Genomic DNA, 14,310 nt, shown 5'->3' with positions numbered 1-14,310 from the left:
TGTGGATAGCTGGTATTTGGTGAAATGTGAAGTGCTGTTGGCTATAGGGTTGCGTGTGGCGTCTTTTTCTGACTGTAAACATAGGCTGTGGCCTGTGTGTTGGATAGTTGATGTGTCATTTGATGCTCATGTGGTGCCATAACGCGCCCTGTACGTTGTCGAAACGTAAGATGCTGGCTCTGGTCCAGTCAGCTGCCGTGAGAATTGCGGTGCTCGGATCCACTCTCGCCGTGGGCGGGAGGTGAGGCGTGTCTACCTGCACAAGCGAACAGGTCGGCTGCCGCTCGACAGTCGGGATGAGTTCAGGAGTAGCGCCAAAGGCTAGGCTCCCGCTGTCCGTAGGCCGCTCCCGTGACAGAGGAGCGTGGAGCGTGGAAGACCTTCGGTGAGCGGCTCATCTACGACAACCGCTGGGTGAAGCTCGGCCTTGTCGACGCCGAGGCTCCCAACGGCGAGCGGTGGGACTACCACATCGTCCACCTCGGCCGGATCGCCATCGCGTTGATCGTCGACGACCACGACCGGGCGCTGATGCTGTGGCGCTACCGGTGCGCCACTGAGCAGTGGGGCTATGAGCTGCTCGGCGGCCTCGTCGACGAGGGTGAGGAAGCCGTCGCGACGGCAGCGCGCGAGGCAGCCGAAGAGAGCGGCTGGCAGCCCATCGGCGAGCCGGAGCACCTGATCAGCTTCGAGCCGTTGCCGGGGCAGACCACCGCGCCCATCGACGTGTACCTGTGGCGCAACGCCGAGCAGATCGGTGAGCCGACCGACACCGAGGAAGCCGGGCGCGTCGAGTGGGTGCCGCTCAGTCGCGTGCACGAGCTGGCGCAGCGCAAGGAGTTGCTCGGGTCCGGGACCCTCGTCGCCCTGCTCTACTACCTGTCCTCACGTGGTGTCGCGGGCAGCCCCAGGAAGGACGAGCCGGCCGAGTCGGCGTAGCTGCCGATCGGACTTGATCTGTGAACCGAGGCGTCGCGCCAGCCGAGCATGGTCAAGCGCGGCGTCCCGGTTGCCGAGGGCGGCGAACGCGAAGGCGAGATCGACCAGCATCGCGGTGCGGGCCCGCATGAACGAGGCGGGCAGCCGGGCCAGCGCGTGGCTCAGGCGCTCCACCGTGTCCGGCTCGCCGAGGCGGGTGAGGGTGTTGCCGCGCCACCGGGCCAGGTGTACGTCCGCGAGGAACAGGAACGGCAGTGCCGGGTCGATCGAATCGGGCGGCAGCAGGCTGCCCGTCTCGTCGAACGTGCGGAGTGCGTCTGTTCGCTGGCCGGTTGGGGCGAGTCCCTCGCCTTGAGCAACGGCGGCGTGGCTGCCTCGGCCTGGGTGCGCGCCTCGGCGAGTTGTTCGGACGCTCATCGCGCGGTCGCGCCACCGCAACTCGCGTGCAGTCGGTCGGTGATCGTAGCGAGTAGTTCGTAGGATCGGCGGCGGTCCGCGTGGCGATAGACCGGAGTGGTCACCATGAGTTCGGTGGTGCCCGTGGCGTCCAGGATCGCTTGCAGGTCGGTGGTCAGTTTTTCCGGGCTGCCGACCAGGAGCTTGGCGGCGTGGGCGGCCAGGTGGGTTCGGTCGGCTGCGGTGTAGGGATAGGTGGCGGCTTCTTCTGGGGTGGGGAGTTGGATTCGGGTGCCGTGGTGGCGGCTGAGGACTTTTCGGCGGATGGAACCTGCCAGGTATTCGGCTTTCGGGTCGGTTTCGGCGGCTATCGCGGAGAGGCTGATCAGGGTTGTCGGGGTTGGGGTTTGGGGGGTGGGGCGGAAGTGGGTTCGGTAGGTGTGGAGGGCTTCTGCCGCGGCGGTGGGGTTCAGGTGGTGGGCGTAGGCGTAGGGGAGGCCCAGGGTGGCGGCCAGTGTGGCGCTGGTGGGGGAGGAGCCGAGTAGCCACAGGGGTGGGGGTGTGCCGTTGATGGCGGGGATTGCTTTGATGGGCGCGTTTTCCTGCGGGTTGAGGTAGGTCTGGAGTTCGGTTAGTTGGTGGGGGAAGGGTTTTGCGGTTCGGGTGGGGGCGGGGCGGATTTCGTTGATCACTTGGGGGCGGCCGCCGGGGGCTTTGCCGATGCCGAGGTCTATTCGGCCGGGGTGTAGGGCGGTCAGGGTGGTGAATTGTTCGGCGATCACCAGGGGGGAGTGGTTGGGGAGTAGGACGCCGCCGGCGCCCAGGCGGAGGTGTGTGGTGGTGTTGGCCAGGTGGGCGATGAGGACCGCGGGGGAAGTGCTGGCCACGCCGCGCATGCCGTGGTGTTCGGGGACCCAGTAGCGGTGGTAGCCCAGGGTGTCGGCCAGGGCGGCCAGGTCGACCGTGTTGCGCAGGGCTTGTTGGGGAGTGGCGCCTTGGGCGATGGGGGAGGTGTCCAGGATGGACAGGCGGATGGGTTCGTTCATGGGGGTCCTTTGCGGGGGCTGGTGTTACCGGGATTCTCGCTGGTGGCTCAGTAGGGTGGGGTGGTGCGTGCGATTTCGGTGATTACCGCCGTGTACCAGCCTCGGATTGAGCATTTGCTGGCTGCTTGGGAATCGTTGCGGGGGCAGGAGTTGCCCGCGGGGTGGCGGTGGGAATGGCTGGTTCAGGAGGATGGGCGGACCGGGGTCGCGGTGGAGGTGTTGCCCGCGGATGAGCGGATCCGGTTCGGGGACGGGCGGCCGGGTGGGGTGGCGATCACCCGGAATCTGGCGTTGGCGCGAGCTTCGGGCGAGCTGGTGAAGAACCTGGATCAGGATGATGTGCTGACGCCGGGGGTGCTGGCGCGGGATATCGCCGCGGTCACTGGGCAGGACGGGGTGGGGTGGGCCACCTCGCGGGCGTTGGATTTGTTGCCCGATGGGGAATTGGCAGGGTTCGAGGGGGATCCGGCGGCGGGGCGGCTGGAGCCGGGGTTTGTGCTGGATCTGTGGCGGGAGAACGGGTTTCGGTTGCCGGTGCATCCGACGACCTTGTGCATCCGGCGGGAGCTGGCGGTGTTGCTGGGTGGGTGGATGGCGGTTCCGGGTAGTGATGACACCGGGTTGTTGCTGGCGGCGAGTGTGGTGGCGGGCGGGTTTTTCGAGTCCGCGGTGGGGTTGCACTACCGGAAGTGGCCGGGGCAGGGGTCGGCGGCGGGGAGTGCGCACTACGAGGCGGTGGAGTGGGCGGCGCGGATGAAGCTCGTTGGGGAGCGGGCCGACGCGTTGCGGGGGTTGGGGATGAGGTTGGGGGACTAGGTGGCCTTTGTGAGGGTTGCCAGGAGTGTGGTGGCGGAGGACTGCCAGTCCATGGTCGCGGTGGTGGCCTGGGCCGCGGTGGTCAGGTGGGTACGCAGGGTTTCGTTGCGGAGCAGGCGGAGGATGGCCGCTGCCATGGCGGTGCGGTCGCCTACGTTGACCAGCAGGGCGGTTTTGTTGTGGTGGCAGAAGTCCTCCACGCCGCCGTTGCGGGTGCTGACCACGGCGGCGCCGCAGGCCATGGCCTCGGCGGCGGGGAACCCCCAGCCTTCGGTGCTGGAACTGCACAGGTAGATGGCGCATTGGCGGTAGACGCGGTCGGCGAGGGCCTTGCCGGTCAGGCCCTGGGTGTAGTGGATCCAGGGTGGCAGGCGGCGGGGTTGGGGGATGACGCCGAAGGCCCGGACCTGGAGGGCGGGGTACTTGGCGTGCACCTGGTGCAGGGCGGCCAGGGCGGTGGGGGAGTCCTTGGCGGTGCTGTCGCTGAGCAGGACGGCGACGCCTGTGCGGGGCTGGGAGCGCGGGGGCGGGTGGTAGGTGGTGTGGTCCAGGCCGTTGGGGATGGTGGTTATCTGTCCACTGTGGACGCCCAGGTTGGTGAGGACTCGGGTGAGGTGGGTGGAGACGGTGATTTTGGGGATGGGGAGCAGTAGGGCTTCGTTGACGGGGGCGGGGTTGGGGACGTTCCAGGTTTCGTAGCCCTGGACGAGGTGGTGGGGGGCGCCATGGGCGGGGGCGAGGTGGGGGAGCAGGGTGGCGGTTTTCCAGTGGGTGGCCACGACCACGTCGGCGGGTGGGATGTGGTCGGGGGTGAGGGTGGGGACGATCGGCAGGCGGACCTGGGGGTCTATCGGCAGCCAGGGGATCGCTTGGTGCGGGGCGCGGGAGTTGCGGTGGTCGCGGGCCTGTTCACGCAGGTGGCGGAGGGGGTGCCTGCGACCTTCGCGCCAGCGTTCGTGCACGACCGTGACCTGGCAGCCCAGGGCGGTGAGGCGGTTGGCGTACTCGTAGACCACCCGGAAGCCGCCGATGGGGGTCCGGGGGAACACCGGCAGGATGAAGGTCACGCGCAACGCCATGCCTCCAGTTCTACCCGGCGGTGCTGAGCCAACTCACCCGGTGGGCCTCGGTGAGGTCGGGGGTTTCCCAGCGGTGCAGCAGGCGGTCGATCACCGCCGCAGGCACCGGCGCCGGCCGGGACCGGTTGCGGGCGTGCAGGATCGCCGGCGGGGCCTCCAGGGAGACCAGGTCGATGCGGGCGTGGTAGGCGGCGGCCAGGCCGATGCAGCGCTCGCGGAGCTGGCGGGAGATGTTGGTGGCGTTCCAGACGAAACTTCGGCCCGCGCGCAGGTGTTCGCGGGCGGCCTGGTGTGCGGCGGCGGCCACCGGGCGCTGGTCGCCGTCGGGGGCGATGCGGAGTTCCGCGCGCAGGGCGTCCAGGCTGACCACCGGGATTCCTGGGCGGTGCCGGGCGATCCAGTGGTCCTTGCCGGCGCCGGGGAGTCCACTGAGGACGGTGGCGGTGAGGCGGGTGTCGTCGTGCGCGGCGTAGTCCGGATCGCGGCCGGGGGTGCGGAAGTAGGTGAAGCGGGCGTGGTCGGAGGGAAACTCGCGGGGGCGGTCCAGGCAGCGGGCTTCGGCGCAGTACTGCTGGTACAGCGCGATGTTCTCCAGCACCTCGGCGGTGTCCGCGCAGCTCCGGCCGAGGATGTCGGCGGTGGCCAGCAGGACCAGGTCGGCGTTGCTCGCCAGCAGGCTGGCGCGGAAGGCGATGCGGTCCAGGTCCGGGCGTTCCAGGGCCCAGAACGGGACCTGGTGGTGCCGGATCAGGCAGCAGACGTGCTCGCGCCAGGCAATGGGCGCGTCCAGCTCCCACAGGATGCGGCGGGCCATGATCTCGCCGCGACGGGAATGGCCGCGGGCGGTGATCCGGCCCTCCTGGTCCACCTGGGTGCACACCGGTTTGGCCACGTCGTGCAGCAGGACCGTGGCGAACAGGCGTACTCGCTCCGCTGCCGGGCGGGACCGCCATTCGGGCAGTGCGGCCAGGGCCTCGCAGGCCATCCGGGTGTGTGTCCAGACATCGCCCTCGGCGTGGTGCACCGGGTCCTGGGCCACGCCGCGCAGGTGACGCACCCAGTCGAACGTCTCGGTGATCTCCGCCCACGGCACCGTCCACTGTGGACCGGTCGGGCAGAGTCGCTCAAAGACCCGCATACAGCGCCTCCGGGTCGGCGAGCCGGTTGGGCGTGATCGGGCGGTCCAGCCAGTGGCCGCCGGAATCGAGCACCTCGGTCAGGAAACTCGGGCGCACCCACTTATACCGGCCGATGGTCTCCGCGCCCTGCTCGACCTTGATGTAGAGCCCTTCCATCTGCTCCGGTCCGCAGGTGGACGGGCCGAGCAGCGCGGTCAGTTCGGCCACAGTGGACAGTGGGCCGGTGTGCAGCACCGGCACCGGGCACACCGGCAGCCCGTCGAGCAGTGCGCGACGGGCCGCGGTGGACAGGTAAACCCCGGTGTGCCGGTCCAGGGCGTCGAACTCGCAGAAGTAGTGCGGCAGCCGGTCGTAGTAGACAGTGTGCTTGGCGTAGAGCCATTCCCCGTACAGCACGTACCGGTCGGACAGCCGCGGCCACAGCAGGTGCGCGGCCGCCGCGGCCCAGGACTTGAACTGGTCGAACTGGCGTTCCCGAGGGCCGCCGGTGAGGTAGTGGCCGCGGCTCTGTAGCCGCAGCTCGCCCTCGGCGGTGAAGCTGATCGCGGCGTTCGCGCCGTCCAGCTTCTCCTCCACCACCAGGTACCGGCCGGCGATCTCGGCGTACCCGACCGCGGCGAGGTCGTGGTCACCGGGTTGCAGCCGGGACCCCTCCAGATGCGGCGTGCGCGGGTACTTGCGAAGCATGGCTGTTGTTCTACCGGCCCGTTCATCCCCCCGGCGACCGGATTTCGCGGTGGCTCAGGCCTTCTGGCGGCGGTTGCGGAAGATGATCACACCGGCGGCCACGGCGGCCAGGCCACCCGCGGCGAAGCCACCGACGGACATCCAGTCCAGGCTCTCGCCGAGGCCCTGCTGGGCCAGCGCGCCGCCACCGGTCTCGGCCGCACCCTTGGGCTTGACCTTGACCTGCTCGTTGGCCTTGGTCTCCACCGGCTTGCGCGGGGTGGCGCCGGGACGGCGCTTGCCGGGCAGCACCTCGAAGCTGCCGGTGATGGTCTTGCCCGCGCAGACGAAGGACAGCGTGTGCGTGCCGGGCCTGGCCTCCGGCTTGATCCGGCCGTCGGAGGTGTAGGACTCGCCGGGCTTGCCGGTCAGCGGCGGCGCGTCCAGCACCGCGGAGGTGATCTTCGAGCCGGTGAACCTCGGGTCCTTGCAGTAGGCCCGGACCAGGACCTCCTGGCCGGCCCGGATCGACTTGTCCTGCACGCCGATGGCGCCGATCACCTCGTCCGCGGCGAACGCGACCGGTGCGGCCAGAAATGCGGTGGCGATGGCGGCCGCGGTAATTCCGGTGAATGCGAGACGAGTACCCATTTCCTTTTTCCCCCTTGATGGATCGCCGCCGCGCAATTGGGGCGGTCTTGGTGGCTCCGTGAAGAAGACGCCTCCTGGGGCCCAGGGGTTGCCACCAGGTCTGCCGGTATATCGAGTCGTTATATTCGCTGGTGACGGAGGTCGTAGGCAACCTTTGACCGGCTCGCGCGTCGGGCGACCCTCAGTGCACCATCGAATGAATGTGGCGACGATGATCTTGGTTCGCCGTGCGCGCCCCCAGCGGTCGCCGACATACTCCCGGGTATGCGTATCGCTCGATCACTCACCGTTTTCGCTTTCGCGGTGACCGCATTCTCCGGCAGTGCGGTCGCCCTCGCGTCCCCGTCGGCTGAACAGGCGCCGTGCGGATTCTTCGTGGAGAACAACTACGCCAAGTACAACCACTGCGGCGCCGCGGACCGGATCACCATCCGGGTGCGCTGGTACGGCGGTCTCGGCGGCACCGCGGACCGGTGCGTCGGCAAGGGCGTGACGAACCTGGAACGCCAGGACAGCGTGGGTGACCGGTTCATCTCCAACGCCTATTACCTCCGCGACGGCTGCTGACCGACCGGCGGGACCGGGATGCGCCGAGAGCGAACCCGGTCCCGCGTTCCGGCCACCCGGTCTACCGTCGAGGGCAGACAACGACCAGGGAGGTGGGAACGTGGCTCAGGACAATGGGTTGCGGATGCGTGCGGGGGCCGGGTTCAGCCTCAGCGACTCGGTGTTCGACCGGCTGCTGAGCGAACGCATCGTGTTCCTCGGGTCCGAGGTGGACGATGAGAGCGCGAACCGGATCAGCGCCCAGATGCTGCTGCTGGCCGCCGAGGACCCGGAACGGGACATCGTCTTCTACATCAACTCCCCCGGCGGCTCGGTCAGCGCGGGCCTGGCCATCTACGACACCATGCAACTGATCGCCCCGGACGTCTCCACCTGGGCGATGGGCATGGCCGCCTCGATGGGCCAGTTCCTGCTCTCCTCCGGCACGCCGGGCAAGCGGTACGTGCTGCCGCGCACCAGGGTGCTGATGCACCAGCCGCACGCCGGACTCTCCGGCACCGCCTCGGACATCGCCATCCGCGCCGCGGAGTTCGCCAAGCTCAAGCTGCTGGTCGCGGAGATCACCGCGGCGCAAACCGGCAAGACGGTGGAGCAGATCACCGCCGACGCCGACCGCGACCGGTGGTTCAGCGCGCCGGAGGCGGTGGCGTACGGACTGGCGGATGAGGTGGTCAGCCGGCCGGGTGTGGTGGGCTGAGCCGGTCAGCGGCGGCGGTCGCCGAAATGCACGCCGCCGTGGATCTCACCGGCCTGGACGCCGTTCATCTCGCCGTGCACCGTGTTGTTCACCGCGCTGCTGGCCGCGACCCGGCGGGCCGCCTCGCCGGGCTTGTCCTCGGGCTTGGTCACCGGTTCGGGTAGTGGCTGGGGTTCGGCGAAGGCGGTGAGGCTTTCGGCGGCGAAGCCGGGGACCCGGATCCAGGCGGTGTTCTCGGTTTCCTTGTGCTGGAAGGTGATCCGGCTGAAATCGGATTGCTTGACCAGGTCGGTGTACGGGCCGCCGAAGACGTCCTGGTAGGCCTTGGCGGAGAGGATCAGGCCGGTGTTGAACTCCGCCGGAGCGGCCTGGGCACACTGGCGGAGCACGGTGCGGAAGGCCGGGGCGTCCAGCATCCGGGCGCAGTCGATGTTGGTGCGGTGCAGGCCCTCGTGGGTGGGCAGCGGGCCGATGCCGAGACAGACGCGCAGGCGGACGTCGGGCTTGTGCCAGCGGTTGTGCTCGGCGGCCAGTTCGTCGAGCAGCTGGGTGGCGTCGAGAAGGTTGCCGAGCATCTCCTGGGGGAAGGCGGCCAGCAGGCCGTCGCCGGTGTGCTGCCAGTCCACGGCGTCAGCCCTGGTTATCTCGCGGCCGGTCAGGGCCGCTTCGGTGAGTTCGCGCATTTTCTGGGCCGCCACGTCCAGGTGGTAGCCGGGGTTGCTGCCGGAGTCGATCAGGTCGATGCCGAGCACGGTCCGGTTTACGGGCATGAGGGCCACGCACTACCTCCACACGGGTGACAGACGGATAGGCCACGTCATGGGCGGGAGTGTGCTGCGAATGGCCGATGAGTTCTCCCGCGTCCCAGGGAGAACGGGCCAGACTGGGCTCAGACCTGTTCGGCCAGGCGGCGTGGGTCGGGCAGCAGGTAGCGCAGGCGGCTGGTGCGCACCAGGCCCTGGGCGCGGAACCGCTTGAGCGCGGCGTCCACCGTCTTGGCCGATGCGCCCACGGACTGGGCCAGTTCCTTCTGGCTCATGCCGCGGATGGCCACCCCGTGCTCGGTCTGCTCACCACGGTCATCGGCCCAGCTCAGCAGCTGTTTGGCCACCCTGGTCGGCACGTCCTGGAAGGCCACGGACAGGCCGCGGTGGTCGGCGTTGCGCAGGCGGCGCTGCAGGGTGGAGTTGACCAGCAGCAGCACGTCCTGGTTGGTGCGCATCAGGCTCAGGAACACCGCCCTGGGCACGTGCACGGCGCTGCCCGCGGTGTGTGCGATGACCGTGGCGCTGCGCGGCACCTCCTCGATCACGCCCAGTTCGCCGATCAGCTCGCCCGCCCCGTAGAAACCGGCGATCAGCTCGGTGCCGTTGCCGCCGGAGAGCAGCACCTTGACCAGGCCCTGCTCGATGAGCAGGACCTCGTCGCTCTCGGCGCCTTCGGACAGCAGGGTCTGTTGTCGGTGGAAGTCCCTGGACCTGCCGTAGCGGCGCAGCACTGCGCGGACCGCGTCCTCCCTCGCCATCACCGCATCATCTCCAACCGGCCAGCTCGCCAGGGAGGGACCGACCGGGTGAACGGTGGCTGCTCCGGTCACCCGATCGATGCAAGTCGGCGCCGGGTGTCCTCGGTGGAAAGGATGAAAGCCGCCATCGCCGCGTCCACGGCCGCCCGGTCGCCGGTGGCCAGCAGGTCCAGCAGCAGGCCGCGGGTGACCGCCACGCCGAGGCGGGCCTGGGCTTTGGCGGCCGCGTCCGGGAAACCGTTGGCCCGCAGCCAGTCCGCCATCGGTTCGGTCCAGGAGGTGACGATGCCGTCCAGGAAATCGGTGGTGCCGGGGCGACCCTGCAGGGCCTGGCCGTACAGCTCGAAGAACAGCCGGATCAGCGGGGCCAGTTCCGGATCGGTGAGCCTGCGCCAGAACTCCCGCGGCGCGCTGGCAGGGGAGGCGCCGGTGCGGTCCAGTTCGGCGAAGGCGGCGCGCTGGCGGCGTTCGACCTCGCGGACCACCTCGACCAGCAGGCCCGCTTTGGACTCGAAGTGGTAGATCAACATCCGGTGACTGGTGCCCAGCGCGGTCGCCAGCTGCCGCAGGCTCAGCTCGCCGACGCCGTGCTCCGCGCACCAGGTCACCGCCGCGGCCAGCAGTTTCTCCTTCGCCGCCGACACCGGCCGCTCCTTCCGTCGAGGTGAACCATATGGTACATGTACCAACTGGTACACGAGGGAGGATGCGAGATGGCGGTGCAGCGGATCGATGTCCGGGTGCGGTCCACGGCCGCGCCCGCGGCGGTCTACGAGCTGGTGCGCAGTGGGCCGAGCTGGCCGGGGTGGGCGCCGTTCACCGGGTTCGAGCTGGAGCGCGCGGGCGAGTCGGGCGGGGAGAGCGTGGGGGCGATCCGGCTGTTCCGGCGGGGTAAGCGGACCACCCGGGAGCAGGTGGTGGAGCTGGTGCCGGACCGCAGGCTGGGCTACACGCTGCTGGGTGGGCTGCCGCTGCGGGAGTACCGGGCGAACATCGACCTCGAACCCGCCGGGACGGGCACCGAGATCCACTGGCATTCCAGTTTCCGGCCCAGGGTGCCCGGCACCGGCTGGCTGTACCGGTGGGCGCTGACCGCGTTCATCCGCCGCTGCGCGCTGGGCCTGGCCGAGCACGCCGGCCACCGCTGAGTCCGGCGCGCACTGCGGTTTCCCGCACTGTTTTCCTGCGGTGCGCCCACCCGGATCCGATGGTCTGCCTCAGAGTGTTCTCAGGCCGGAATTCCTAGCGTTGGCACCATGTTCGACGGAATCATCACCTGGGTCACCGACCTCATGACCACCCTCGGCGCGCCGGGCGCCGGTCTGGCCATCGCGCTGGAGAACCTGTTCCCACCACTGCCCAGCGAGGTGTTCCTGCCACTGGCCGGGTTCACCGCCAGCCGCGGCGGGATGAGCCTGCTGGCCGCGATCATCTGGACCACCGCGGGCTCGGTGGCCGGCGCGGTCGCGCTGTACTACCTGGGCGCGCTGCTCGGCCGGGACCGCACCCGCGCCATCGCCGCCAAGCTGCCGCTGGTCAAGGTGGCCGACCTGGACCGCACCGAGGCCTGGTTCGCCAGGCACGGGGTCAAGGCGGTCTTCTTCGGCCGGATGATCCCGATCTTCCGCAGCCTGGTGTCGGTGCCAGCGGGCGTGGAGCGGATGCGGCTGGGCGTGTTCCTGCTGTTCACCGCGCTGGGCAGCCTGATCTGGAACACCGTGTTCGTGCTCGCCGGGTATTTCCTGGGCGAGAACTGGACGCTGGTGGAGACCTATGCCGGGTTCCTGTCCAAGGCGGTGCTGGCCGTGGTCGGGATCGCGGTGATCGCCTTCGTGGTGTCCCGGGTCCGGCGCCGGAGCAAGCAGCGGGTTTAACTGCCCAGGTAGCGCAAAATTGCCAGCACCCGGCGGCTGTAGCCGGTGGTGTGCGACAGGTCGAGTTTGTCGAAGATCGCGTTCACGTGCTTCTCCACCGCGCTCTGCGAGATGTGCAGCGCGGTGGAGATGCTCGCGTTGGTGTGGCCCTGGGCCATGTGCCGCAACACTTCCCGCTCCCGTTCGGTGAGCCGCGCGAGTGGATCGGTGTGCGTGGTGCGGGCCAGCAACTGGCGCACCACCTCCGGGTCGAAGGCGGCCCGGCCGGAGCCGACCCGGTCCAGCGCGTCCAGGAACTCCCCGACCTGGGCCACCCGGTCCTTGAGCAGGTAGCCGACCCGGGCGCTCTCCCCGGTGAGCAACTCGGTGGCATAGCGCTTCTCCACGTACTGGGACAGCATCAGCACGCCGACCTCGGGCCAGCGGGCCCGGATCTCCAGCGCGGCCTGCAAGCCCTCAGCCGTGTGCGTGGGCGGCATCCGGACGTCGATCACGCACACGTCCGGCTGTTCCTGAGCCACCGCGGCCAGCAGCGCGGCGCCGTCGCCGACCGCGGCGAGCACTTCGTGGCCCTCCTCCACGAGCAGGCGCACCAGGCCTTCGCGCAGCAGGATGGAATCGTCGGCGAGGATCAGGCGCATGGCAGGCTGGCTCCGATGACAGTGCCGCCGCCCTGGGGTGAGCGCACCTGGAACTCGCCGTCCATGGCCGCCACCCGCTGGGCGAGGCCGGCGAGGCCGCCGCCGTGTGGATCGGCGCCGCCGACCCCGTCGTCGGCGATCTCCACCAGCAGCCGGGCCGGTGCGTCGAGGCAGGTGAGCCGTACGGCCAGGGTGGCGGCGTTGGCGTGTTTGGTGGCGTTGGTGACGGCCTCGCACACGATGAAGTACGCGGCGGCCTCGACCTGCGCTGGCGGCCGCTGGGGCGGCAGTTCGCAGGTGACCGTGGTGCGCAGCGGGGAACCCTCGACCACCCTGGCGATCGCCTCGGACAGGCCCAGGTTGTCCAGCGCGGTGGGGTAGACCCGCCAGGCGACCTCGCGCAGATCGTTGAGGATCTCCTGGCATTCCTGGTGCGCCTGGGCCAGCAGCGTCTCGGCGCGGGCCGGGTCGGCGCCGCGGCGGGCCCGGCCGATCAGCAGGCCGAGCGCGACCAGGCGTTGTTGCACGCCGTCGTGCAGATCGCGTTCGATCCGGCGGCGTTCGGCGTCCACCGCCTCGACCACGCCCGCGCGGGTGAGCGTGAGGTCCTCGATCCGCTGCCGCAGCTCGGCCGGGCTGCGGCCGAGGAACTCGCGGACCAGCCGACGCTCCACAGTGGACAGTGCGTACAGCCCTTGCAGGGCGAGGTAGAGCAGCACCAGGCCGGGCAGGCTGAGCGCGAGGATGGACTCGGTGGTGATCCGGCCCGCCGGGTTGCCGGTGAAGATGCTGCCGCCGGTGAACCAGGCGCCGAAGCTGGCCACCACCGTGAGCAGGCCGTAGCCCAGCAGGAACAGGATGACGCCGCCGCCGAGGCCGACCGGTGTGCGCAGCAGCAGGTACATCCAGGTGCGGCTCTGCGCCTCGGCCTCGCCGCCGCCGAAGTACCTGGCCACCCGGCGGGCGTCCCGGCGGGCCAGCAGGCGCGCGCCCCGGAGCAGCAGTGCGCCCAGCCGGTGCCGGGCGGCGGGCCAGGGCAGCAGCAACACCAGCAGCAGGCCGGAGCTGACCAGGTAGGCGAGTTCGGCCAGGGCGGCCAGCGCGCCCAGGGCCAGCCCGGCCCCGATGCGCGCGGCGGCGGTGAGCAGGGGCAGCGGACGCACAGCGAGCAGGCTAGCGGGCAGGGCCGTTCGGGGGACTGTGGAAAACCGTACGAGTGGCGGGGGAAACCCGCAGCGTGGCTGACCTCATTGGACGATTGACCGGTGCGCGCGGGCGAACCTAGCGTCAGTCCGTCATGGAGTGGCCGGGCTCACAGCGAGGTGTGGCATGTCGGTAGGCATCGCAGGTCGGCTGACGACCATCGGGGCGGTGGCGGTCGCCGCGGCCGCGTTGTTCGCCTCTGGGGCGGAGGCGGCGGTCCGGCAGGTCCGGCATTACGTGGCACTGGGCGACTCGTTCACCTCGGGCCCGCTGATCCCGCTGCCGCGGCTGAACCCGTTGGGCTGCGCGCGATCCACCGAGAACTACCCGAGTCTGCTGAACCGGCGGATCCGGCCGGCCCGGTTCACCGACATCAGCTGCGGGGCCGCGGACACCACGAACATGACCCAGCCGCAGTCGGTGCCGCTGGGCCGCAACCCCGCCCAGTTCTCCGCGCTGACCAAGGACACCGACCTGGTGTCGGTGAGCATCGGCGGCAACGACTTCAGCGTGTTCGGCGACACCATCGCCACCTGCGCGAGCCTGCGACCCAGTGATCCGGGCGGCGCGCCGTGCGCGAAGAAGTTCGGCGATGAGCTGAGCAAGCGGATCGGGCAGACCGAGGGCCGGGTGCTGGCGGTGCTGCGCGGGATCCGGGAACGCGCGCCCAAGGCCAGGGTGCTGGTGGTGGGCTATCCGCGGATCGCCCCGCCCAGCGGCACCTGCCCGTCCACGCTGCCTTTCGCCACCGGCGACTACCCGTTCCTGGACGGGGTGGAGCAGCAGCTCAACGCGGCGCTGCGGCGGGCGGCCGGAGTCACCGGCGACACCTATGTGGACACCTACGGCCCGTCGCTGGGTCACGACGCCTGCCAGCGGCGCGGGGTGGCCTGGGTGAACGGACAGCACACCGACCTGCTCGCGGCCGCGAGTTACCACCCGTTCCGCACCGGCATGGTCGGCATGGCCGACGCGGTGCAGCGGGCGCTGACCACCCGGGCGCGGACCTAACCCACCCCCAGTCCGTCGAGTTGGCCAAACCGGTACGCCCGGTTGGGCCAACTCGGCGTA

The 14,310-nt window shown here is 69.9% G+C and carries 18 protein-coding genes; 7 read left to right on the top strand and 11 right to left on the bottom strand.

All coding sequences use genetic code 11. From position 1 onward, the window contains the following. The first annotated feature begins 351 nt into the window (after nucleotides 1-351). Complete coding sequence (locus tag ACTOWY_RS03280) at nucleotides 352-939, top strand: NUDIX domain-containing protein (RefSeq protein ID WP_441308108.1); 588 nt, start codon at nucleotides 352-354, stop codon at nucleotides 937-939. Here ACTOWY_RS03280 and ACTOWY_RS03275 read toward each other — a convergent pair. After that, nucleotides 886-1,356: a hypothetical protein gene (locus ACTOWY_RS03275; RefSeq protein WP_441308107.1), complete on the bottom strand. Its 471-nt coding sequence runs from the start codon at nucleotides 1,354-1,356 to the stop codon at nucleotides 886-888. The two genes, ACTOWY_RS03280 and ACTOWY_RS03275, sit on opposite strands and share 54 nt — an antisense overlap. After that, nucleotides 1,353-2,381 carry an LLM class flavin-dependent oxidoreductase gene (locus tag ACTOWY_RS03270; RefSeq protein ID WP_441308106.1) on the bottom strand — a complete coding sequence of 343 codons (1,029 nt, stop codon included), beginning with the start codon at nucleotides 2,379-2,381 and terminating at the stop codon, nucleotides 1,353-1,355. The genes ACTOWY_RS03275 and ACTOWY_RS03270 overlap by 4 nt, the downstream gene beginning before the upstream one ends. A gap of 60 nt (nucleotides 2,382-2,441) precedes the next feature. Between ACTOWY_RS03270 and ACTOWY_RS03265 the strand changes: the two genes are divergently transcribed. After that, nucleotides 2,442-3,197 carry a glycosyltransferase gene (locus ACTOWY_RS03265; RefSeq protein WP_441308105.1) on the top strand — a complete coding sequence of 252 codons (756 nt, stop codon included), beginning with the start codon at nucleotides 2,442-2,444 and terminating at the stop codon, nucleotides 3,195-3,197. On the opposite strand, the gene ACTOWY_RS03260 is transcribed toward ACTOWY_RS03265, so the two are convergent. The 4 genes from ACTOWY_RS03260 to ACTOWY_RS03245 are packed head-to-tail and all read right to left on the bottom strand — an operon-like array spanning nucleotide 3,194 to nucleotide 6,732. Further along, nucleotides 3,194-4,276, bottom strand: a complete 1,083-nt coding sequence (locus ACTOWY_RS03260) for a glycosyltransferase family 4 protein (RefSeq protein WP_441308104.1) — start codon at nucleotides 4,274-4,276, stop codon at nucleotides 3,194-3,196. The genes ACTOWY_RS03265 and ACTOWY_RS03260 overlap by 4 nt on opposite strands. 10 nt (nucleotides 4,277-4,286) lie before the next feature. Next, the gene (locus ACTOWY_RS03255) at nucleotides 4,287-5,414 is read right to left on the bottom strand and encodes an AAA family ATPase (RefSeq protein ID WP_441308103.1); all 1,128 of its coding nucleotides are present in this window, start codon (nucleotides 5,412-5,414) and stop codon (nucleotides 4,287-4,289) included. Next, on the bottom strand, nucleotides 5,401-6,102 hold the full coding sequence (locus ACTOWY_RS03250; RefSeq protein ID WP_441308102.1) for an RNA ligase family protein: 702 nt from the start codon (nucleotides 6,100-6,102) through the stop codon (nucleotides 5,401-5,403). The genes ACTOWY_RS03255 and ACTOWY_RS03250 overlap by 14 nt, the downstream gene beginning before the upstream one ends. Before the next feature lie 54 nt (nucleotides 6,103-6,156). Next, the gene (locus ACTOWY_RS03245; protein ID WP_441308101.1) at nucleotides 6,157-6,732 is read right to left on the bottom strand and encodes a hypothetical protein; all 576 of its coding nucleotides are present in this window, start codon (nucleotides 6,730-6,732) and stop codon (nucleotides 6,157-6,159) included. Nucleotides 6,733-6,996: 264 nt separating this feature from the next. Between ACTOWY_RS03245 and ACTOWY_RS03240 the strand changes: the two genes are divergently transcribed. Both ACTOWY_RS03240 and ACTOWY_RS03235 read left to right on the top strand, forming a co-directional pair. Further along, nucleotides 6,997-7,299 (top strand): DUF6355 family natural product biosynthesis protein, encoded by a 303-nt coding sequence (locus ACTOWY_RS03240; protein WP_441308100.1) that lies wholly within the window; start codon nucleotides 6,997-6,999, stop codon nucleotides 7,297-7,299. Nucleotides 7,300-7,423: 124 nt separating this feature from the next. After that, nucleotides 7,424-7,996 carry an ATP-dependent Clp protease proteolytic subunit gene (locus tag ACTOWY_RS03235; protein ID WP_441308388.1) on the top strand — a complete coding sequence of 191 codons (573 nt, stop codon included), beginning with the start codon at nucleotides 7,424-7,426 and terminating at the stop codon, nucleotides 7,994-7,996. A 5-nt stretch (nucleotides 7,997-8,001) separates the two neighbouring features. On the opposite strand, the gene ACTOWY_RS03230 is transcribed toward ACTOWY_RS03235, so the two are convergent. From ACTOWY_RS03230 to ACTOWY_RS03220, 3 genes are all read right to left on the bottom strand, one after another. Then, nucleotides 8,002-8,766 carry a hypothetical protein gene (locus ACTOWY_RS03230; RefSeq protein ID WP_441308099.1) on the bottom strand — a complete coding sequence of 255 codons (765 nt, stop codon included), beginning with the start codon at nucleotides 8,764-8,766 and terminating at the stop codon, nucleotides 8,002-8,004. A gap of 119 nt (nucleotides 8,767-8,885) precedes the next feature. Beyond that, nucleotides 8,886-9,521, bottom strand: a complete 636-nt coding sequence (locus ACTOWY_RS03225; RefSeq protein WP_185002297.1) for a Crp/Fnr family transcriptional regulator — start codon at nucleotides 9,519-9,521, stop codon at nucleotides 8,886-8,888. Between the two features lie 68 nt (nucleotides 9,522-9,589). Next, nucleotides 9,590-10,165 (bottom strand): TetR family transcriptional regulator, encoded by a 576-nt coding sequence (locus ACTOWY_RS03220; RefSeq protein WP_441308098.1) that lies wholly within the window; start codon nucleotides 10,163-10,165, stop codon nucleotides 9,590-9,592. 69 nt (nucleotides 10,166-10,234) lie between these two features. Here ACTOWY_RS03220 and ACTOWY_RS03215 point away from each other — a divergent pair, with 69 nt between their 5' ends. Beyond that, the gene (locus ACTOWY_RS03215; protein WP_441308097.1) at nucleotides 10,235-10,669 is read left to right on the top strand and encodes an SRPBCC family protein; all 435 of its coding nucleotides are present in this window, start codon (nucleotides 10,235-10,237) and stop codon (nucleotides 10,667-10,669) included. A 108-nt stretch (nucleotides 10,670-10,777) separates the two neighbouring features. Next, nucleotides 10,778-11,395: a DedA family protein gene (locus ACTOWY_RS03210; protein WP_441308096.1), complete on the top strand. Its 618-nt coding sequence runs from the start codon at nucleotides 10,778-10,780 to the stop codon at nucleotides 11,393-11,395. Here the strand turns inward: ACTOWY_RS03210 and ACTOWY_RS03205 are convergent. Together ACTOWY_RS03205 and ACTOWY_RS03200 are read right to left on the bottom strand one after the other, a co-directional pair. Next, nucleotides 11,392-12,036, bottom strand: coding sequence for a response regulator (locus ACTOWY_RS03205; protein WP_441308095.1), 645 nt, complete (start codon nucleotides 12,034-12,036; stop codon nucleotides 11,392-11,394). The two genes, ACTOWY_RS03210 and ACTOWY_RS03205, sit on opposite strands and share 4 nt — an antisense overlap. Beyond that, nucleotides 12,027-13,199, bottom strand: a complete 1,173-nt coding sequence (locus ACTOWY_RS03200; protein ID WP_441308094.1) for a sensor histidine kinase — start codon at nucleotides 13,197-13,199, stop codon at nucleotides 12,027-12,029. Before ACTOWY_RS03200 ends, ACTOWY_RS03205 begins: the two co-directional genes overlap by 10 nt. Before the next feature lie 166 nt (nucleotides 13,200-13,365). On the opposite strand from ACTOWY_RS03200, the gene ACTOWY_RS03195 reads away from it, so the two are divergent. Beyond that, nucleotides 13,366-14,250 (top strand): SGNH/GDSL hydrolase family protein, encoded by an 885-nt coding sequence (locus tag ACTOWY_RS03195; RefSeq protein WP_441308093.1) that lies wholly within the window; start codon nucleotides 13,366-13,368, stop codon nucleotides 14,248-14,250. The last annotated feature ends 60 nt before the right edge of the window (nucleotides 14,251-14,310 follow it).

The sequence above is a fragment of the Crossiella sp. CA198 genome (assembly GCF_052078295.1).
Taxonomy (GTDB): domain Bacteria; phylum Actinomycetota; class Actinomycetes; order Mycobacteriales; family Pseudonocardiaceae; genus Crossiella.
Note: the sequence above shows the minus strand (reverse complement) of the source record. Positions and strands in the feature narration are given on the sequence as shown.